This is a genomic window from Candidatus Nitrososphaera evergladensis SR1 (assembly GCF_000730285.1).
GTDB lineage: Archaea > Thermoproteota > Nitrososphaeria > Nitrososphaerales > Nitrososphaeraceae > Nitrososphaera > Nitrososphaera evergladensis.
The window spans coordinates 1989863-2004023 of sequence record NZ_CP007174.1; the positions used below are offsets into that span (position 1 = coordinate 1989863).

Genomic DNA, 14161 nt, shown 5'->3' on the forward strand with positions numbered 1-14161 from the left:
TTACCACAAAATCGGAACCGTTTCTTTGTCCTGCGTTATCAGGTTGTAATGGAGGTTTATCTGCCTGTTCAGCCCTACAAGCAGGCCAGCGCCAAGTACCAGCAGAAATTCAGAAACTATCAGGGCAAGGCCGACTGCTGCCGGATTGACGTCATGCAGGACTGTGTTGGGACTGTAAACGAATAGTGCAGTCAAAGATCCGACGAAGAACAGCGATATGACTATTCGCGCGCCGGTCGCAGCTACGTATACTAGGTATATTGCAAGCCCGCCCTTTGCGTAAACAGCCCCGTTGGCAGTCTTCCAGAACGACAGGGTCTTGCCAGAGTACCGGTTTGAGAGGTATTCCGCGCCTACAAAAACAAGGACATAAGGCACGATGTAAACTAGCGGGATGCCAAAAGCAAACGAATTGAATGTCAGGTAGGAAGCAAACACCACGTAAAAGATAGAGAGCCCGTACAGCCTGGCCTTGTGCACCTTTGACCCACGTACAGCCGCCGTGATGCGGGTATAGCCGAGGAAACCCATCATCACTGCTGCAAATATGATTGAATAGGCCGGGGGCACGCACAGGGTAACGGTCGATCACTTTTACGCCTTCAGCAAGACTTTCATAGAAAAAAATTGCATTTTATTAATCATAAGCGCTTGTTACAAGGCAGACGCAGGCATGATTTTTTGCAAGCGTTGCAGTCAATTTCAGGTACAAGTTAACGCATCCAAACACGGTTTGAGCATTGTTTATGGTAACTGTACACGATAGCAGTATTGTCAAGACATGTTTGAACAAATACTCTGGGTGGTGTTGGGATTCGCGCCGACACTGGCCGCTTTGCAAGCGGCAGACAAGATGATAGCGAATAGCAAGAACAGCAGCAAGCCGTTAGAGGTGGAAGCGTAGAAAAATGTCGTCGGGCAGGTACTTTAACAAAGGCGTCAAGGCGCTCGACTTGCCGCACGTAGGCCACGTGGTTCGAGAGTCAGAAAACGCAATAGTCGTTTTCGGCGAAGGCGGCGACAGGTACGACATTCCCAAGCAGGCGATCAGGTTTGCGGCAGCCAACGTGCTTGTCGACCTGCCCTTTTCAGAGATAGTGAAAAGGTACAAGGTCAGCAGGGACGCTCCACTGCCTTCAGGCATGAAGGTCCACGAAGAGGCTCCCGGCGATGTCGACCTTGCGACGTACGAGAAAAAGTATCCCAAGCCGCTCTTTAACAAGGGAGTGAGGTCGCAGGACGAAGAGCACGTCGGCCACGTCATGAAAGAAACAGACGAAATGATAATAGTCTGGGGCCACCGCGACTGGCGCTTTGACATACCCAAGTCCAAGATAATCGCGACAGGAAGGAACGTCATCGTCGGCCTTGACTACAAAGACGTCTTTCAATACAGGGTTGACAGGGACGCTCCGATCCCGTCGGAGGAAGCAACGGCAGAAGATTAGATTTTTTTTCTTCTACTCCTCTGTTTTTTGCTGCTCCGGCGCTGCAGGTTCTGGCGGATCCTTGCGGTACGCCGACTTTAGCCATATCGGCGTGATTATCGTAGTTGCGGCGACCATTATGATTATGGCGGTGTAAATATTGCCGGTGAGTGCGCCAGAAGACACGCCGACTCCAGCCACGATGAGCCCGACTTCGCCCCGGGATATCATGCCTATTCCCACCTTCATCGACTTGTTGCGGTCCTTAAGAAACAGCAGGGCAGGCAGGCCGCATCCGACCATCTTTGACCCTATCGCCACGGCTATCAGGGCGCCTGCAATAAGCAGCACGTCTGCGTTGACGCCCCTGAGATCAACCTGCGCGCCGATTATTGCAAAAAAGAGCGGCGCAAATATGATCTGCAGCTTGTCGACATACTCTTCAATCCTGTGGATTACTCGCGTGCTTGCTATCGCCATCCCCACTGCAAAGGCTCCCACAATTGGCGACAGGCCAACGAACGCGGCGATGCCGGCGGCCGCAAAGAACGCGGCAGTGGCGATTCCCTCGATGCTCCCCCTGGACTTCCACAGTCTTTCGACGTGCAAAAGCCGCGGTATCAGGAAAATCGCGCCCACCAGCAGCGCGGCAAATATGCCGAGGATCTTTAGTATCAGAAACACGATGTCGGTTATCGCAGGCGTGACGTTGCCGGTCTGCACCATCGTAGTCACCACTGAAAGCACGGCTATTGCAAGTATGTCGTCGACTATGGCCGCGCCGATTATCAGCCTGGCCTCCTTTGCCCGGATCCGGCCAAGCTCCGTCAGCACCTGAACAGAGATTGCAATGCTGGTAGCAGTAAGTGCGGTGGCAATGAGCATCGACTCTAGCGCGGCAAGGCCAAACTGCAGAAACACGAAATACCCAAGGAAAAAGGGCACTGCGACGCCGATTGCGCCCACGGTAAAAGCAGACGCGCCTCCCCTCAAAAATTCCCTGGGCGTTATCTCCAGACCTGCGATAAACAGTATAACGACTGCAGACATTTCGCCGATTGTCCTGACAGTCTCGTCAAGATTTACAATCGGCTTGTCCTGGAACATGACAAGCCCGCCAAGCGCAAACGGCCCGACGATGATGCCGGCGACCAGCTCGCCAAGCACCACCGGCAACTTGATTCGTGCAAACAGCTCGGCAAATATCTTGGCCGCAAAGAGCAGTATGCCAAGCGAGATCATGACGTGCAAAAATGCTGCTTCGACTGCCAAGCGAGATAATAACCGCGCGTTAAAATAACGAGCGGGCCATAAAAGACTAACTAGGTTCTTTTGCCCTGCGCCGACTTTAGCGTCTCGGTCAGCTGGAAAAAGATCGGGTTTGCGCTTACGTCTACGAGGTTGAGCGTGCCGTTTTCCTTCACTATCTGCCGCTCAAACTTGTCCTTCTTTGCAAGCACGACAGACGAATAGTGGATTGTCCCCTTTAGTTTTTCTTGGACCACGCTTTCAGTATCGGGAAACACCGCGTGCTGGAACACGAGGCCGTTGCACCAGTTCATCGACGCGATCCCGCCGCCTGCAGCGCGCGACTGCGACAGCACGATGCGCACAAGGTCCTCAAAGCCGTACTCTATCACCTCGTGCACCACCAGCTTTTTCCAAGGCTCGATAGAGATTTCCAAGCTGCATTCGATCAGCGTGTGCATGTATATAATAACCCTAGCTGTACAGGGCGCGCCAGAACATCACCGCGGCAACTGCAACCAAGATGAGCCCTATCAAAAGCTTGAGCGTCCGCTCGTCAAACCTGCCGGTGTATTTTGCGCCGACAAAGGCGCCCGCCATGGCAGTCGCGCCCATGACAGCAAGCACTTCATAGTCTACCTCACCATTTATGGCGTGTCCAATAAGGCCTGCCGCTCCCATTGCGGAAGACGCGGCGAGGTTTGTGCCAACTGCAACCCGCGGTTCCATCTTTAGCACATTAATCACTGCAGGAAGCCTGATGCTTCCAAGCACAAGGCCCACAAGCCCTCCAAGAAAGCCCACGCCAAGGCCTATTGCGGACTCGGGTGCAAGGTTTGGGCGCAGATTTTCCGCGCCCTTGTGCCGCAGGCTCTTGATGAGCGAAAACGCCTCGTATGACACTATTGCACCGACAAGCAACAATAGCCCTTGTGCCGGCACAATGCGCGTAAAGAGCGATCCGGCAAATGCGCCTGCCGCTCCCGTCACCGCCATCACGGCAAACACGCGCCGATGCAGGTTGTTCTGCCTCATGTGCCGGATCGCAGCCGCAAGGGCGCCAAGCGTGCTTATCCCGTATTGGTTCCGGCGGCCACGCTTGCAAAAGCCTCCGCTCCAAAGATGAGCGGAAAGCGCACAACGCCCAGTACGAGCCCTACAAGCCCGCCTACAAACCCTATGGCAAGCCCAAGGGCTGCAAGGGCGGCAAGCGTAAGGGGGTCAGCAGCCACGCGACCACAGACGCGCTGCTTGGCTGATTAATGTTTGCAACAGAGATCGTTTAGGCTTGCAGAGATTCTCGCAGGATATTTTCCGTACAGTTAGCTTTATTTCCAGCATCTATCTTTCTATGCCTTCAGGCTATGGCATTAGCCTTGGCGCAGCAGGCCTAAACCGCCCTTTTCCAGAGGTGCTGATAATGCCTACCAGAAAATACAGCAGAAAAAATGGTGGGCAAAAGGAGACAGAGAGAAAGAAAATGAAAGGAATAGAGTTTGTGCTGCTTGCTGCAGGCGCGGTCGCCGGCGCGTTTCTACGCTACAGGATGGCCGAGTCGCCGGTTATGCTCGACGCGCTCCCGGTAAACGTGCTAGTGATCAACATCACAGGCAGTTTCATTCTGGGCGTCTTTTCGATACTTGCAGCTGCATGGAATCTTGATTCTCGCTACTCGCTTTTGGTGGCAATTGGTTTTTGTGGCTCCCTTACCACGATGTCGTCGTTTGCGCTAGAGACAAACAACCTGCTTGAAAACAGGCAGCTTGGCCTGGTCGCCCTCAACATAGCTGCCAACGTCGGACTGTCCATAGGCGCGATAATCGGTGGCAGGTCCATTGCAAGCGTACTCTTTAGGTGAGGCTTTGGAGGGAAAAATAACACACACAATGGTTGCAAGAAAAATGGTTGCGCTTGCGATAAGGATAAAGAAGAACGACGAATTTGAGGGCAAGCGGCTGGAAAGGGTCCTTTTGGACTTTTTCGTAGAGTCTGGAATTTCCGGCTCCACGGTCTGGGCTGGCGTCGACGGATTTGGCAAGCGGGGCAGGTCAAAGGTGCAGATAGAAGGTATCACGGTCAACATGCCCCTCCTCATTGAAGTCGTGGACGAAAGGCAAAGGATAGAACCACTGCTTGCAGAGATAAAGAGGATGGTAGGCGACAACGGACTTGTCACCCTTCACGATGTCGACGTGTTATGACCCGCACGCACGCTAAGTATAATAGGCTACTTTAGGCATTAACGACAACCACTTTTTGGACAAGTCTGCAGTTTTCGACGAGGCAAGAAAGGCCGCATGGGTTTCCATATGGACGCTGATAGCAATAGGCGTCGCCGAGGTCCTGCTCTCCTTCTTCACCAACAGCCTCACGCTCTTTGCAGACGGCCTTGACTCCCTTGCAGACGCGCTCGTCTCCTTTGTAGTGTGGTTTGGCATAAGGATGATCCACAGGCCAAAGAGCAGGCTCTTTCCCTTTGGCTACACCAAGATAGAGAGTTTTGCCGCGTTCGTTGCCGCAGTCATCATCCTGTTCCTTGGCGGTTCTATAGTATACAACGCCTACCAGCATTTTCTCCACCCCGAGCCGGTCGGCAACTACCCCGTCACGATGGCCGCCCTTGCAGGCGCCGGCGCGGTGTCGCTTCATAGGGCGTTCAAGGTGAGAAGCGTCGCCAAAAAGTACGACCTCATATCGCTCAACCTCGACGCCAAGAACTCGATAAAGGACGGCACCGCCTCGTTCGTGGGTCTTGCAAGCGTCATTGCGGCATTTTTTGGCATCCCCTACATGGACGCAATAGGCAGCATCATGATTGCAGGGTACATCTTTTACATGGCGTTTACCGCGCTAAAAGAGTCGGCGCTGGTGCTTGTCGACGCTGTCAAGAACCCCGAGATGCAGGCCGAGATGATAGCCCATATCGAAAAAAAGTTCAGCGTAAGGGTGGAAAAGATACTGCTCCGGCCGGCGGGGCAGGAGTTCTATGCGCAGGTGCACGTAGAGCTTGACAAAAACATGAGCCTGGACAAGGCAAACGAGTTGATGTCCAAGATACGTGCGTCTGTAATGTCAGAGTTTGAGACAGAAGACACGGTGGTAATTCCAAAGCCGGTCTAGGACATAGACCAACATTTTCTAGAAATTATATTAAGCTATTCTCTATTTTAAACATAAAGCCGTATCGTTTAAAAATAATATAATTATTATAATGAACTTTGAGAAAAAGCAGAAATATTAAAGTCACGTATATAGGGCATGTTGCCACAGTCATCGTCCGCAAAAGGGGCAATGGAAAATGGGGCAAAGTACGGCGCCATTGCAGGGTTGATAGCAACGTGGTCCATCTCGACTGCGATAGCTGCATCGGAACTTGAACTAGGCCTCCCAATAGGCACATTTTATGCGGTGATGGGTACAAGCCTTGGCGCAGGCGGTTTTGGCCCTGCCGCGTACCTGGGCTTTGGCCTGCACCTGCTGACAGGAGCGCTGCTTGGCGCAGTCATAGGACTTCTCATGTGCCGGTTTTTCATGATTAAGTTCCTGAACCCGTACCGGGCAGTTGCTGCTGGGATAGGTGCAGGAGTCGGTGTGTGGCTTGTGCTGTTCCTTCCAGTGACTGCGCTTTTGGTCCAGCCCTCGATTGCCAGGATAAGCTTTTTGCTTGCAGAGAGCATGCCGCTGCAGAGCGCGGTGCTTGGCAATGCTAGCCAGTTTGTGTGGGGCATTGCGCTCAGCGCAATTGCGTTCCACCTCGTATGGGGCGCAATATTTGGCTATACGGCAAGTGCGTTTTTGCGCATCAGGGCATTTCGCATGACGCATCCAGAGAAGGGGATGATGCAGTAGCAATGGTGGCTGCTCAGGACAAGAATACAGTTGTCTCGCTGCAGAAAAACCGCGGCCTTGCGGTGGCCGGCGCGGGAGCCGCATCTGGCCTCATAGGCTCGCTTGCAATCTCGGCACTCATACTGCTTGCAGAAAGAGTTGCAGGACTGCCGGTAGGCACTTTTTACCTAATGCTTGTTTCTGCAATGTCGCAGGCGCAGGACTATAATACACTTGCAATAGTGCAGGGCCTGCTTTTGCACATGCTTGCCGGCACGGCATTAGGTCTTGTAATCTCGGCGCCGTTTGCAGTTTCAAAAAAAGCGTACATATCGCTTGGCAGGTTTGCGCCAGCGTACGGCCTTGCGGCAGGCGTGCTGGTCTGGGCCGCGCTGTTTCTTCCGGTCACGTACGGGACCATGATGCCGCTTTTGCAGTCGCTTGACGGCCAGTCAGTCATCAGCCAGCGCGTGCCCATCGGAACCCTGTTTAGCATTGCAGTGTCAGACATGCTTGCAATGATGGACAGGATCATCTACACCGCGCTTGCGTTTAACATGCTCTTTGGGCTTGTCACGCTGATGCTCACGAGGGCTTTTGCAGAGGCGATAATCGGCAGGTAGTTTTATAAAGCCAACCAAGTCTTTCTCCGCACATGGTCCAGAGGCGCATCCTAAAGAACCAGAGAAGGGTGGGCGAAGCAGTCATGATTGTATCTGGGATCGGAGTTGGCATCCTGGGCCTTGCTCTTAGCATCCCGCAGATCTCGTTTGGCGGCCTCTGCATAATCGGTCTTGGGATATTCTCGATATTCTGGAGATGATATAACCGCACATGGGCAAAAAGAGTAACAAGAACATCCTCATTGCAGTCATTGCTGCAGGCATCATAGTTGCAGCCGGCGCCGGCGTGGCCTTTTCAAACACTTTTGCGCAAAAGCCACAGCAGCAGACCGATGAGGAATTTGCCAGGATGGTGTTTCAGAAAATGCAGTCGCCTACAATCGCGGCCGCTCCCGTGCTTGGGAACGCAAGCGCGCCAGTGACGGTGGTAGAGTTTGGCGATTATCTGTGCACGTTCTGCCACAGGTTCCACGAGGACACCAAGGACAAGCTCATGGCCGACTATGTGGAAACCGGCAAGGCAAGGTTCGTGTTCAAGGACTTTCCGATAAACGACCACCTCGGAGGCGGCTCGTCCCTCGGCGCGCAGGCGTCGTACTGCGCAGCTGACCAGGGCAAGTTCTGGGAGTTCCACGATTTCATGTACAACAACTGGGGAGGCGAAAGGGCAGGATGGATAACCAAGGAGAACATGGCCGACTTTGCCCAGAAGGTAGGCGTTTCCAATGTTGACCAGTTCAAGTCGTGCCTTGACTCTGGCAAGTACGCAAGCGCAGTCAAGGACAACTACAACATGGCCAAGAGCGTCGGACTGGGCGCCACTCCAAGCTTTGTAATAATTCCGGCGGCCGGCGAGCCCAAACTGGTGGTGGGCGCGCAGCCCTACCAAGTGTTCCAGCAGGTTATCGACGAGTCATCTTAACCCTGCTGGCGGCTGACCACATATCTTTTGCCTGTGAGCGAGAACAGGGTTTCAGAGACTTCCTTCAAGAGCGCGTCAACCCCGGCGTTCGTTTCTGCCGCCTGCTTCCTCAGCTGGTCAAGGCGCTGCCGCTCCCGTATGAGCCCGTCCTCGTGCTCTGCCATCATGGCCTCGACTCTTCTTCCATGCAAGACTACCCCGTGAATTCTCTCCTGATGCAGTGCCGCAATCTCGGCAGAGATAGAGGCCGACTCCTTTTGCAGCTGCGGAAGCGACGATTGAATGGACGCCAGGTACTGGAGCGCCTTGTCAGAGTCTTTTAGCTGCATCTGGCCGGAAGCAACTGACTTGTAGACCTCTGCAAGCAGCGCTGAATACGATGACGTGTCGCCCTGCTGTTGCTCGCCTCCAAGTGCCGTCCACGGCTCTTCAGACAGCACCCGCAGGCGCCTCTCCGTCTCCTTTGAGACGCCGTACGAGTATTTTGACAGTGCCTTTGAAACGTGTGAGAACATCTCTGCGACCTGCGCGTTGAACTGCTCCTGCCTTTTCTCTGCCTGCGCGAGTTTTTCCGCGGTGGCTTTGGCCTGTGCAAACTCGGCCGAGCCTTCAAGCGTCGCAAGCTCTTCCTTTAGTTTTGCAAGGTCAGATTCAAGCGCGGAGATGCGCTCCTGCGTGGCCTGCGCAGCCTGCTCCTCCGCCCTTGCTGACGAGGTCTTTTGCAGGATGGTGTTGAGCATGTTTGAGCACCTTGTAACCGGCGCGCGCTCTTGCTCAAACGCGGATATGGCCGCCTTGACATCCTTTAGCAGGTCTTCCAGGTCTCCAAGCTCGCCCTTCATACCAGAAGCGTGTTTTTTGAGAAAGTAGTTGAGCATCTTGCTGTGCGAGCCTGTGACTTCGCCAAAGCGGTGTATCATCGATTCCATTCTTTCCTTGAACTTTTTTGCGTCTCCAAGGGTCTGCACCTGCGGCAGTTCCGAAGATGCCTCGCGTCTTAGCGCGGACACCACCATCTTTTTGGTGTTTTCTATGTTGGAGCCAAACCTCTTTTCAAGCTCCTCAAGTTTCAGCTTTTCTTTTTCCATCCCATCGGCTATGGATGCAAGCGACGCAAGTGAGCGCATGGCAGATTCCCTTGCAGGCGCAAGCCGGGCAGAAAGCGACTGCACGCGGGCAGACTCGATGCTGTCAAGTAGCGACTGCACGTCCTGTATCGAGAGCATAGTGCCTGCCTGCGGCGTGTCCGGCGCAATCTGGGCCGGCTCGCTTTTTTCAGCCTCCTTCTTTTTGAATAATCCAAAAGGCACAAGAATCTTTGGCGCACAATGAGCAAAAAACTGTTGCGGATCCGGGGAAAGGCTTAATGCGCAGTTGAAGGTAACTTTCTCATGGCCGAGGGGCATGCCGCTCCAAAGCATTCTGTACTTGCTGGCGCCAAGACATGGTTTGCGCGCCATGAGCAGACTCTTTTAATAGTAAACTGCGTCAGCATTGCGCTTCTGTTTCTGCTTCACATATTTGGCTCGACAGTCCCGGTGTTTGCGCCGGCGCTTGGAAGCCTTGTCAACGTCTTTGCAATAGTGCTCGTGTCGTTCATCTTTGCAAGCGTGGTGTGGAAGGGCGTGGTGCCGGCAGTGATATGTATGCTTGGAGTCGTGCTCATGCACAACGCTATCATACTGCCGTACTATCCGCCGGCAGACCCGACGTTTCCAGACTTTATGGTCAGGAGCCAGGACTTTTCAAGGAGCTCTGCGCAGGTGTCTGCGCAGGTTGCCTCGACCATGCACTTTATCCTCGGCCTTGGCATGGTGGCCCTTGCCATCACGCTTGCGTACAGGCCCGGCTTTTTGTTCACGAGAAACCGCCCGCGGCAGGAAGAAGGCGACGATGATGACATTTGGTCAAAATACCCCATATGGTACGACAACATCAAGCTGGTAGGCGACCACAAGGAGCCGATGGCGCAGGCAAAGAGCCTGATGGAGGACAGGGACCGCTACCTGATATGGCGCTACGAATACGTGCTTGCCTACATTTACGGCACTGCCCACCTTGTCAGGCCGGACGGGCTCGTGCCCAAAAAGAACACGACGTTTGTGAGAGACGAGAAAAGCGGACTTTTGGTGGGCAAGGCCCGCCACACCGGCTACTTTTTCTAAAAGACAAAGATGCAAAATTTTTAAAGGGTCACGCACCACCCCATCCCAAGAATGATTTCCAGCATCGTCATATTCGTGCTGGCCTTTGCGGCTCTTGGCCTCCTGCTTGGCTATGCGTCCGTATTTGACGTCCAGCCGCAGCAGCACGAGCGCGCAGTCAGGGCAGACATAGGCTCAAACAATAACAACGGCACGTCAATCACGCTTGGAGAACAGGTAAACGTGCAAGTGCAGTCAGCAGGCTAGTACACGTACGTTGAGATTCGGCGCCAATGTTTTAACTGGCGGGCGCCAACCTTCTGGCATTGGATCCAAAAAGCCAGAGTGCGGCAGAGCAGTTGATATCGCAGGAAGTTGACGCCGTGGGCGCCAGTCCCGCAAGGGTAAAGGGCAACGGCTGCGCCGCGTGCCACGTCCTTTTCACGCTTGTAGACAAGATGGGCCTGAGCGAAACCGATGCGGCAGATCTTTTGTCGCAGGTCCTGACTGACAGGCCGGCGTTAAACGACCGGTTTATCGAAATGGTGGAGAACATACACATGAAGCAGAGGATGGCAGGAGTTGCGTTTGCGATAAAGACAAGGGAGGCAAAGGACCGCTACATAGACTCGCAGTTTAAGAACTCGCTGGACGAGCTTTTGGGCGATGCTGCAAATTTCGGCGCAGAACTGGCCATGCGCAAGCTGGTCATGACCCATATCTCACTCCAGATCGCCCAGAACCTCGGAATAGACTACCACGCCGCGACAGAAGAACTGTACTACTATATGCGAAAGCGCGACGAAGAAACGCATAGTCAATTGATGCAGCTTGTCAGGTCCATGATAGAAAGGGGCGCAAGGAAATGAAGGAAAAGGGGCAGGCATTTGATCTTGACGACCTCTTGACAAAAATAGACAAGGACAGCTACTGGGTTGATTTCATAAAAATAAGGCACCTTGAGGCAGGCGTGCTCCGGCTGTACCCTAACGAGGAAGACACCCAGACTCCTCACGACGCGGACGAATTGTATTTCGTAGTTGAGGGAAGCGGGTTTATCAGCATGGGCAAGGAGAGCAAGGCGGTGAAAAAAGGCTCGGTGCTGTTCGTGCCGGCAGGCATGCCGCACCACTTTTACGGCAACAGGAACACGCTAGTGGTGCTGTACATGTTTGCAGAATAATAACAGCAAAAGACTCTATTCGGCGTGTGCGCGCATACGTTTTCAGTGGTTCAGAAAAAAACGACAGGAATGAAACTGCGCATATATATCAAGAGGCAACTTTGCCCTTGGCAAGAAATATTTCATGGTTTCCTACCGTCAGGTCTTCCCACACTACAAAGACATCATTTCCAGATATTGATATTGAGGGACATTCTGAAATCCCAGAGTTTTTGCTCAGATTGAAAGGTTGTTGTTGCGCAGATGTGCGATTCCCGCCAAGATTTGAAACAAACATGATCTCTTCGTTGTCAGGCGACAGCGGGACTTGGGCAGCCACATGCAGAGAATAAGCCGCGGTCTCGCTTGTGCCGTTGCCAGTGTTGTTATCATTATCGCCTGATCCTAGCCTCCCATTCATTACCGCAAGCTCGACATTGGAAGGGCTCTTCAGAGACTTGACGCTTGAAGGGCCGGCAAAGGTGCCTCCACCGTCGCTGCTTTGGACGTAAAAGAGGTTCTTTGCAGCCATGGCATCGAGACCTCCCCATATTATGTAGACATCATTATCTCCGTACGCCGCGATCTGGGCTTCGCCCACTACCTCATTCCCACTGCTCAACTTGGCAGCTGAAGAAAAGGCACTCCCGCTGTCTGCGCTCCTTGCAAAGTAGAGTCCTCGTCGCGGATTGTTCTCGCTTTCCATAGCGCTCCACGCAACATACACGTTATCTCCGTACGCCGCGACCTTTGGAAATGCTCTTGAATCGATGCCGCTACTATTGCTGCTGTCCCGTGCAACGGTGACAGGGTCTGCAAACGTGTTTCCATTGTCGCTGCTTGCTCTGAATATTATGACGTTGCCGCCATCATCAGGAGCCTGCTCTTGCCATACTAGGTAGACATTGCTGCCAAAGACTGCCATTTCCTGATTATAGGATGAAACATTTCCAGAGTTGCTTAACACCCGGGGTTCGTCAAAAGTTTTTCCGGCATCACTGCTTTTTGCAAAGAATACTTGTTTTTTCCCAAAGGTATTATCGGTCCAAACGGCAAATACGTTGCTGCCAGACGCGGCAAGCTGAGGATGTTCTGAAAATCCTGCGTTTCTGCTCAGGTTTAATGTCTTGTTGTTAAAAGTCTCCCCGTTGTCTTGGCTTGACTTGAAAAATACATCATAGTTGCTGCCGGCGGCAAGATCCTGGATCGATTCTTGCCATACTACATAGACGCTGTCATTGACGGATGCTACTTGACCATAAACCGAATCGTTGGGATTGTTGGTAAGGTTGATTGCGTCCCTAAATTTCACGCTACTTGTGTTGTTGCTTGTAACAACAGCCGGCTGCCGATTGTTATTACTACCGCCGTGGTCACTACTACCAGTCTGTGGCTCGCTGCCATCATAAGATAATGATGGCAGATTGGCATTTTTGTTCGATAAAGCAAAGGAACCAGAAGAAAAGACGAGCGTTAGGCCCGCAGCGGCAACTATTGCTGCTGCTACTATTATTGTCGTCGCTAGCAATGCAGCACGTCTCATATGGCTTGAATAGCATTTTCTAATATATTATGATGGAGTTGATAGCAGGCGCAAAGAAGCCGGGTAAACCAGAGCCAAAGCAGGACCCGGAATAGGTATAAATCAGCCCTTCTCCGAATGAAAGGAGAACAAGAACATGCCGATTGCCGACGCTACAAAGAAACAGATTGCTCAGCAGCGCAGGCTATACTTCAAGATATGCTTCCACTGCGGTGGCAAAAACCCGATATCTGCGACAAGGTGCAGAAAGTGCCACAACGACCAGATGCGCCTGAAGAACAGGACGCTGGGTGCCAAGAAGTAAAAAGGGCACAAACAGAATACCTCCCCCTCTTTTCACATTTACGTTTTGAGGACTTGCAGACACCATACTGAAAAATCACGAGAAAAGAATTGATGTGCTGTTTCTAGCCGCATACGTATGCGTGCAGAATGCACAGGCATGTCAAAATAATCTCCCCTCTCTGCAAATTTGCTCAGTCGAGAACAACGCAGTTGGCGGTAATTTGCATGTGAGTCTCTGGTTATGGCCACAAAGTCATTATTATCGCCTCATTGCGTATCTACCATCAGGCATGGCCTCAATCGTGCCTGAGCAAGTAGTCAACAACATGTACCCCACTCCCCGCCCGGTGGCATATTATGGCTGTGTCATGCATGGGCGGGGCAGTTTAACAATAAAGACCGCGACTCTTGATTATTAGTATGACTCTAATAGAAATGTATGATTGCTCTTTTGTTAGGGGCTTTTTATACAAAAGAGAGGTATATACTCCATTGAAGCGCTCCGCTAACCGAAGCCGAGTCGAAATTGCTTACGACATTCTAAAGTTGTGCCTCACACCGCAGAAAAAGACGCAGATAATGTACCGGGCAAACCTAAGTTACGAACAGGCCAACTACTACCTGGCTGTTTTTGTTACTAAAGGGCTGCTAGAACAAAACATGCGCCAAGGTGTTAATGATCAAGGGTACAGACAATATTTGATTACAACGCAGAAGGGACGCGATGTGCTGCAGGGTTTGGCCAATGCAATCGAACTTTTAGATTCAATCTTTGCAACTACTACTACCAAGATCCAAGCAAGCGCCTAGTAATCAATCTCTAGAAAACCTTGCTGTTCACTTGTTCATTTTTATGATAATATAGCAGACGCCTTTTGGCAAGTTGAGCATATTTTTCCAAACGTGTTTTGCGTACTGGTGTCAGAGCTTGAAGTGTAACTGTTTGCCGCTCAAAGATTTATTTTGCATCATTGACAAA

General features: G+C 52.2%; 22 protein-coding genes and 1 riboswitch. Of the genes, 15 read left to right on the forward strand and 7 right to left on the reverse strand.

From position 1 onward, the window contains the following. A complete protein-coding gene (locus NTE_RS10870) occupies positions 1-570 on the reverse strand; it encodes a hypothetical protein (RefSeq protein WP_148701038.1) in 570 nt (189 codons plus the stop codon). A gap of 211 nt (positions 571-781) precedes the next feature. On the opposite strand from NTE_RS10870, the gene NTE_RS17360 reads away from it, so the two are divergent. Both NTE_RS17360 and NTE_RS10875 read left to right on the forward strand, forming a co-directional pair. Beyond that, positions 782-904 (forward strand): hypothetical protein, encoded by a 123-nt coding sequence (locus tag NTE_RS17360; RefSeq protein ID WP_264357906.1) that lies wholly within the window; start codon positions 782-784, stop codon positions 902-904. 4 nt (positions 905-908) lie between these two features. Beyond that, positions 909-1448, forward strand: a complete 540-nt coding sequence (locus tag NTE_RS10875; RefSeq protein WP_148701039.1) for a hypothetical protein — start codon at positions 909-911, stop codon at positions 1446-1448. Positions 1449-1460: 12 nt separating this feature from the next. Here NTE_RS10875 and NTE_RS10880 read toward each other — a convergent pair whose 3' ends face one another. The 4 genes from NTE_RS10880 to NTE_RS16655 are packed head-to-tail and all read right to left on the reverse strand — an operon-like array spanning position 1461 to position 3907. Beyond that, on the reverse strand, positions 1461-2699 hold the full coding sequence (locus NTE_RS10880) for a cation:proton antiporter (RefSeq protein WP_148701040.1): 1239 nt from the start codon (positions 2697-2699) through the stop codon (positions 1461-1463). A gap of 50 nt (positions 2700-2749) precedes the next feature. After that, on the reverse strand, positions 2750-3112 hold the full coding sequence (locus NTE_RS10885; protein ID WP_193354071.1) for a hypothetical protein: 363 nt from the start codon (positions 3110-3112) through the stop codon (positions 2750-2752). A gap of 37 nt (positions 3113-3149) precedes the next feature. Continuing rightward, on the reverse strand, positions 3150-3749 hold the full coding sequence (locus NTE_RS10890) for a sulfite exporter TauE/SafE family protein (protein WP_226987274.1): 600 nt from the start codon (positions 3747-3749) through the stop codon (positions 3150-3152). Then, positions 3746-3907 carry a hypothetical protein gene (locus NTE_RS16655; protein WP_158385454.1) on the reverse strand — a complete coding sequence of 54 codons (162 nt, stop codon included), beginning with the start codon at positions 3905-3907 and terminating at the stop codon, positions 3746-3748. Before NTE_RS16655 ends, NTE_RS10890 begins: the two co-directional genes overlap by 4 nt. A 119-nt stretch (positions 3908-4026) precedes the next feature. Further along, positions 4027-4109: riboswitch (Fluoride riboswitch) on the forward strand. On the opposite strand from NTE_RS16655, the gene NTE_RS10895 reads away from it, so the two are divergent. The 7 genes from NTE_RS10895 to NTE_RS10920 all read left to right on the forward strand — a co-directional run bounded on the left by NTE_RS10895 (position 4096) and on the right by NTE_RS10920 (position 8048). Beyond that, positions 4096-4533, forward strand: a complete 438-nt coding sequence (locus NTE_RS10895) for a fluoride efflux transporter FluC (RefSeq protein ID WP_264357907.1) — start codon at positions 4096-4098, stop codon at positions 4531-4533. Its footprint overlaps the riboswitch before it by 14 nt. Positions 4534-4561: 28 nt before the next feature. Next, entirely contained in the window at positions 4562-4876 is a 315-nt protein-coding gene (locus NTE_RS10900) for a DUF190 domain-containing protein (RefSeq protein WP_148701043.1), read from the forward strand. Between the two features lie 55 nt (positions 4877-4931). Then, positions 4932-5795 carry a cation diffusion facilitator family transporter gene (locus NTE_RS10905; RefSeq protein ID WP_158385456.1) on the forward strand — a complete coding sequence of 288 codons (864 nt, stop codon included), beginning with the start codon at positions 4932-4934 and terminating at the stop codon, positions 5793-5795. Positions 5796-5933: 138 nt separating this feature from the next. After that, positions 5934-6524 (forward strand): hypothetical protein, encoded by a 591-nt coding sequence (locus NTE_RS10910; RefSeq protein WP_148701045.1) that lies wholly within the window; start codon positions 5934-5936, stop codon positions 6522-6524. A 2-nt stretch (positions 6525-6526) separates the two neighbouring features. Then, positions 6527-7126 carry a hypothetical protein gene (locus tag NTE_RS10915; protein ID WP_148701046.1) on the forward strand — a complete coding sequence of 200 codons (600 nt, stop codon included), beginning with the start codon at positions 6527-6529 and terminating at the stop codon, positions 7124-7126. Positions 7127-7158: 32 nt separating this feature from the next. Further along, positions 7159-7326 (forward strand): hypothetical protein, encoded by a 168-nt coding sequence (locus tag NTE_RS16660; protein WP_158385458.1) that lies wholly within the window; start codon positions 7159-7161, stop codon positions 7324-7326. Positions 7327-7337: 11 nt separating this feature from the next. Then, on the forward strand, positions 7338-8048 hold the full coding sequence (locus NTE_RS10920; protein WP_148701047.1) for a DsbA family protein: 711 nt from the start codon (positions 7338-7340) through the stop codon (positions 8046-8048). Here the strand turns inward: NTE_RS10920 and NTE_RS10925 are convergent. Then, entirely contained in the window at positions 8045-9358 is a 1314-nt protein-coding gene (locus NTE_RS10925) for a hypothetical protein (RefSeq protein WP_148701048.1), read from the reverse strand. The two genes, NTE_RS10920 and NTE_RS10925, sit on opposite strands and share 4 nt — an antisense overlap. A gap of 81 nt (positions 9359-9439) precedes the next feature. On the opposite strand from NTE_RS10925, the gene NTE_RS10930 reads away from it, so the two are divergent. The 4 genes from NTE_RS10930 to NTE_RS10945 are packed head-to-tail and all read left to right on the forward strand — an operon-like array spanning position 9440 to position 11375. Next, positions 9440-10213 (forward strand): hypothetical protein, encoded by a 774-nt coding sequence (locus tag NTE_RS10930; protein ID WP_148701049.1) that lies wholly within the window; start codon positions 9440-9442, stop codon positions 10211-10213. Positions 10214-10264: 51 nt separating this feature from the next. Further along, positions 10265-10459, forward strand: a complete 195-nt coding sequence (locus NTE_RS10935) for a hypothetical protein (protein WP_148701050.1) — start codon at positions 10265-10267, stop codon at positions 10457-10459. A gap of 59 nt (positions 10460-10518) precedes the next feature. Continuing rightward, a complete protein-coding gene (locus NTE_RS10940; RefSeq protein WP_148701051.1) occupies positions 10519-11061 on the forward strand; it encodes a hypothetical protein in 543 nt (180 codons plus the stop codon). Further along, positions 11058-11375 carry a cupin domain-containing protein gene (locus tag NTE_RS10945; RefSeq protein WP_148701052.1) on the forward strand — a complete coding sequence of 106 codons (318 nt, stop codon included), beginning with the start codon at positions 11058-11060 and terminating at the stop codon, positions 11373-11375. The genes NTE_RS10940 and NTE_RS10945 overlap by 4 nt, the downstream gene beginning before the upstream one ends. Positions 11376-11463: 88 nt before the next feature. On the opposite strand, the gene NTE_RS10950 is transcribed toward NTE_RS10945, so the two are convergent. After that, positions 11464-12897 carry a sialidase family protein gene (locus tag NTE_RS10950; RefSeq protein WP_226986965.1) on the reverse strand — a complete coding sequence of 478 codons (1434 nt, stop codon included), beginning with the start codon at positions 12895-12897 and terminating at the stop codon, positions 11464-11466. A gap of 136 nt (positions 12898-13033) precedes the next feature. On the opposite strand from NTE_RS10950, the gene NTE_RS10955 reads away from it, so the two are divergent. Continuing rightward, positions 13034-13201, forward strand: coding sequence for a 50S ribosomal protein L40e (locus NTE_RS10955; RefSeq protein ID WP_148701054.1), 168 nt, complete (start codon positions 13034-13036; stop codon positions 13199-13201). 473 nt (positions 13202-13674) lie between these two features. After that, positions 13675-13992 carry a winged helix-turn-helix domain-containing protein gene (locus NTE_RS10960; RefSeq protein ID WP_226986966.1) on the forward strand — a complete coding sequence of 106 codons (318 nt, stop codon included), beginning with the start codon at positions 13675-13677 and terminating at the stop codon, positions 13990-13992. The last annotated feature ends 169 nt before the right edge of the window (positions 13993-14161 follow it).

Bases quoted from the DNA above. Each gene is read 5' to 3' on its own strand.
- NTE_RS17360 (WP_264357906.1), top strand. From the start codon at position 782: ATGTTTGAACAAATACTCTGGGTGGTGTTGGGATTCGCGCCGACACTG.
- NTE_RS10875 (WP_148701039.1), top strand. From the start codon at position 909: ATGTCGTCGGGCAGGTACTTTAACAAAGGCGTCAAGGCGCTCGACTTG.
- NTE_RS10895 (WP_264357907.1), top strand. From the start codon at position 4,096: ATGCCTACCAGAAAATACAGCAGAAAAAATGGTGGGCAAAAGGAGACA.
- NTE_RS10900 (WP_148701043.1), top strand. From the start codon at position 4,562: ATGGTTGCAAGAAAAATGGTTGCGCTTGCGATAAGGATAAAGAAGAAC.
- NTE_RS10910 (WP_148701045.1), top strand. From the start codon at position 5,934: ATGTTGCCACAGTCATCGTCCGCAAAAGGGGCAATGGAAAATGGGGCA.
- NTE_RS10915 (WP_148701046.1), top strand. From the start codon at position 6,527: ATGGTGGCTGCTCAGGACAAGAATACAGTTGTCTCGCTGCAGAAAAAC.
- NTE_RS16660 (WP_158385458.1), top strand. From the start codon at position 7,159: ATGGTCCAGAGGCGCATCCTAAAGAACCAGAGAAGGGTGGGCGAAGCA.
- NTE_RS10920 (WP_148701047.1), top strand. From the start codon at position 7,338: ATGGGCAAAAAGAGTAACAAGAACATCCTCATTGCAGTCATTGCTGCA.
- NTE_RS10930 (WP_148701049.1), top strand. From the start codon at position 9,440: ATGGCCGAGGGGCATGCCGCTCCAAAGCATTCTGTACTTGCTGGCGCC.
- NTE_RS10935 (WP_148701050.1), top strand. From the start codon at position 10,265: ATGATTTCCAGCATCGTCATATTCGTGCTGGCCTTTGCGGCTCTTGGC.
- NTE_RS10945 (WP_148701052.1), top strand. From the start codon at position 11,058: ATGAAGGAAAAGGGGCAGGCATTTGATCTTGACGACCTCTTGACAAAA.
- NTE_RS10950 (WP_226986965.1), bottom strand. From the start codon at position 12,897: ATGAGACGTGCTGCATTGCTAGCGACGACAATAATAGTAGCAGCAGCA.
- NTE_RS10955 (WP_148701054.1), top strand. From the start codon at position 13,034: ATGCCGATTGCCGACGCTACAAAGAAACAGATTGCTCAGCAGCGCAGG.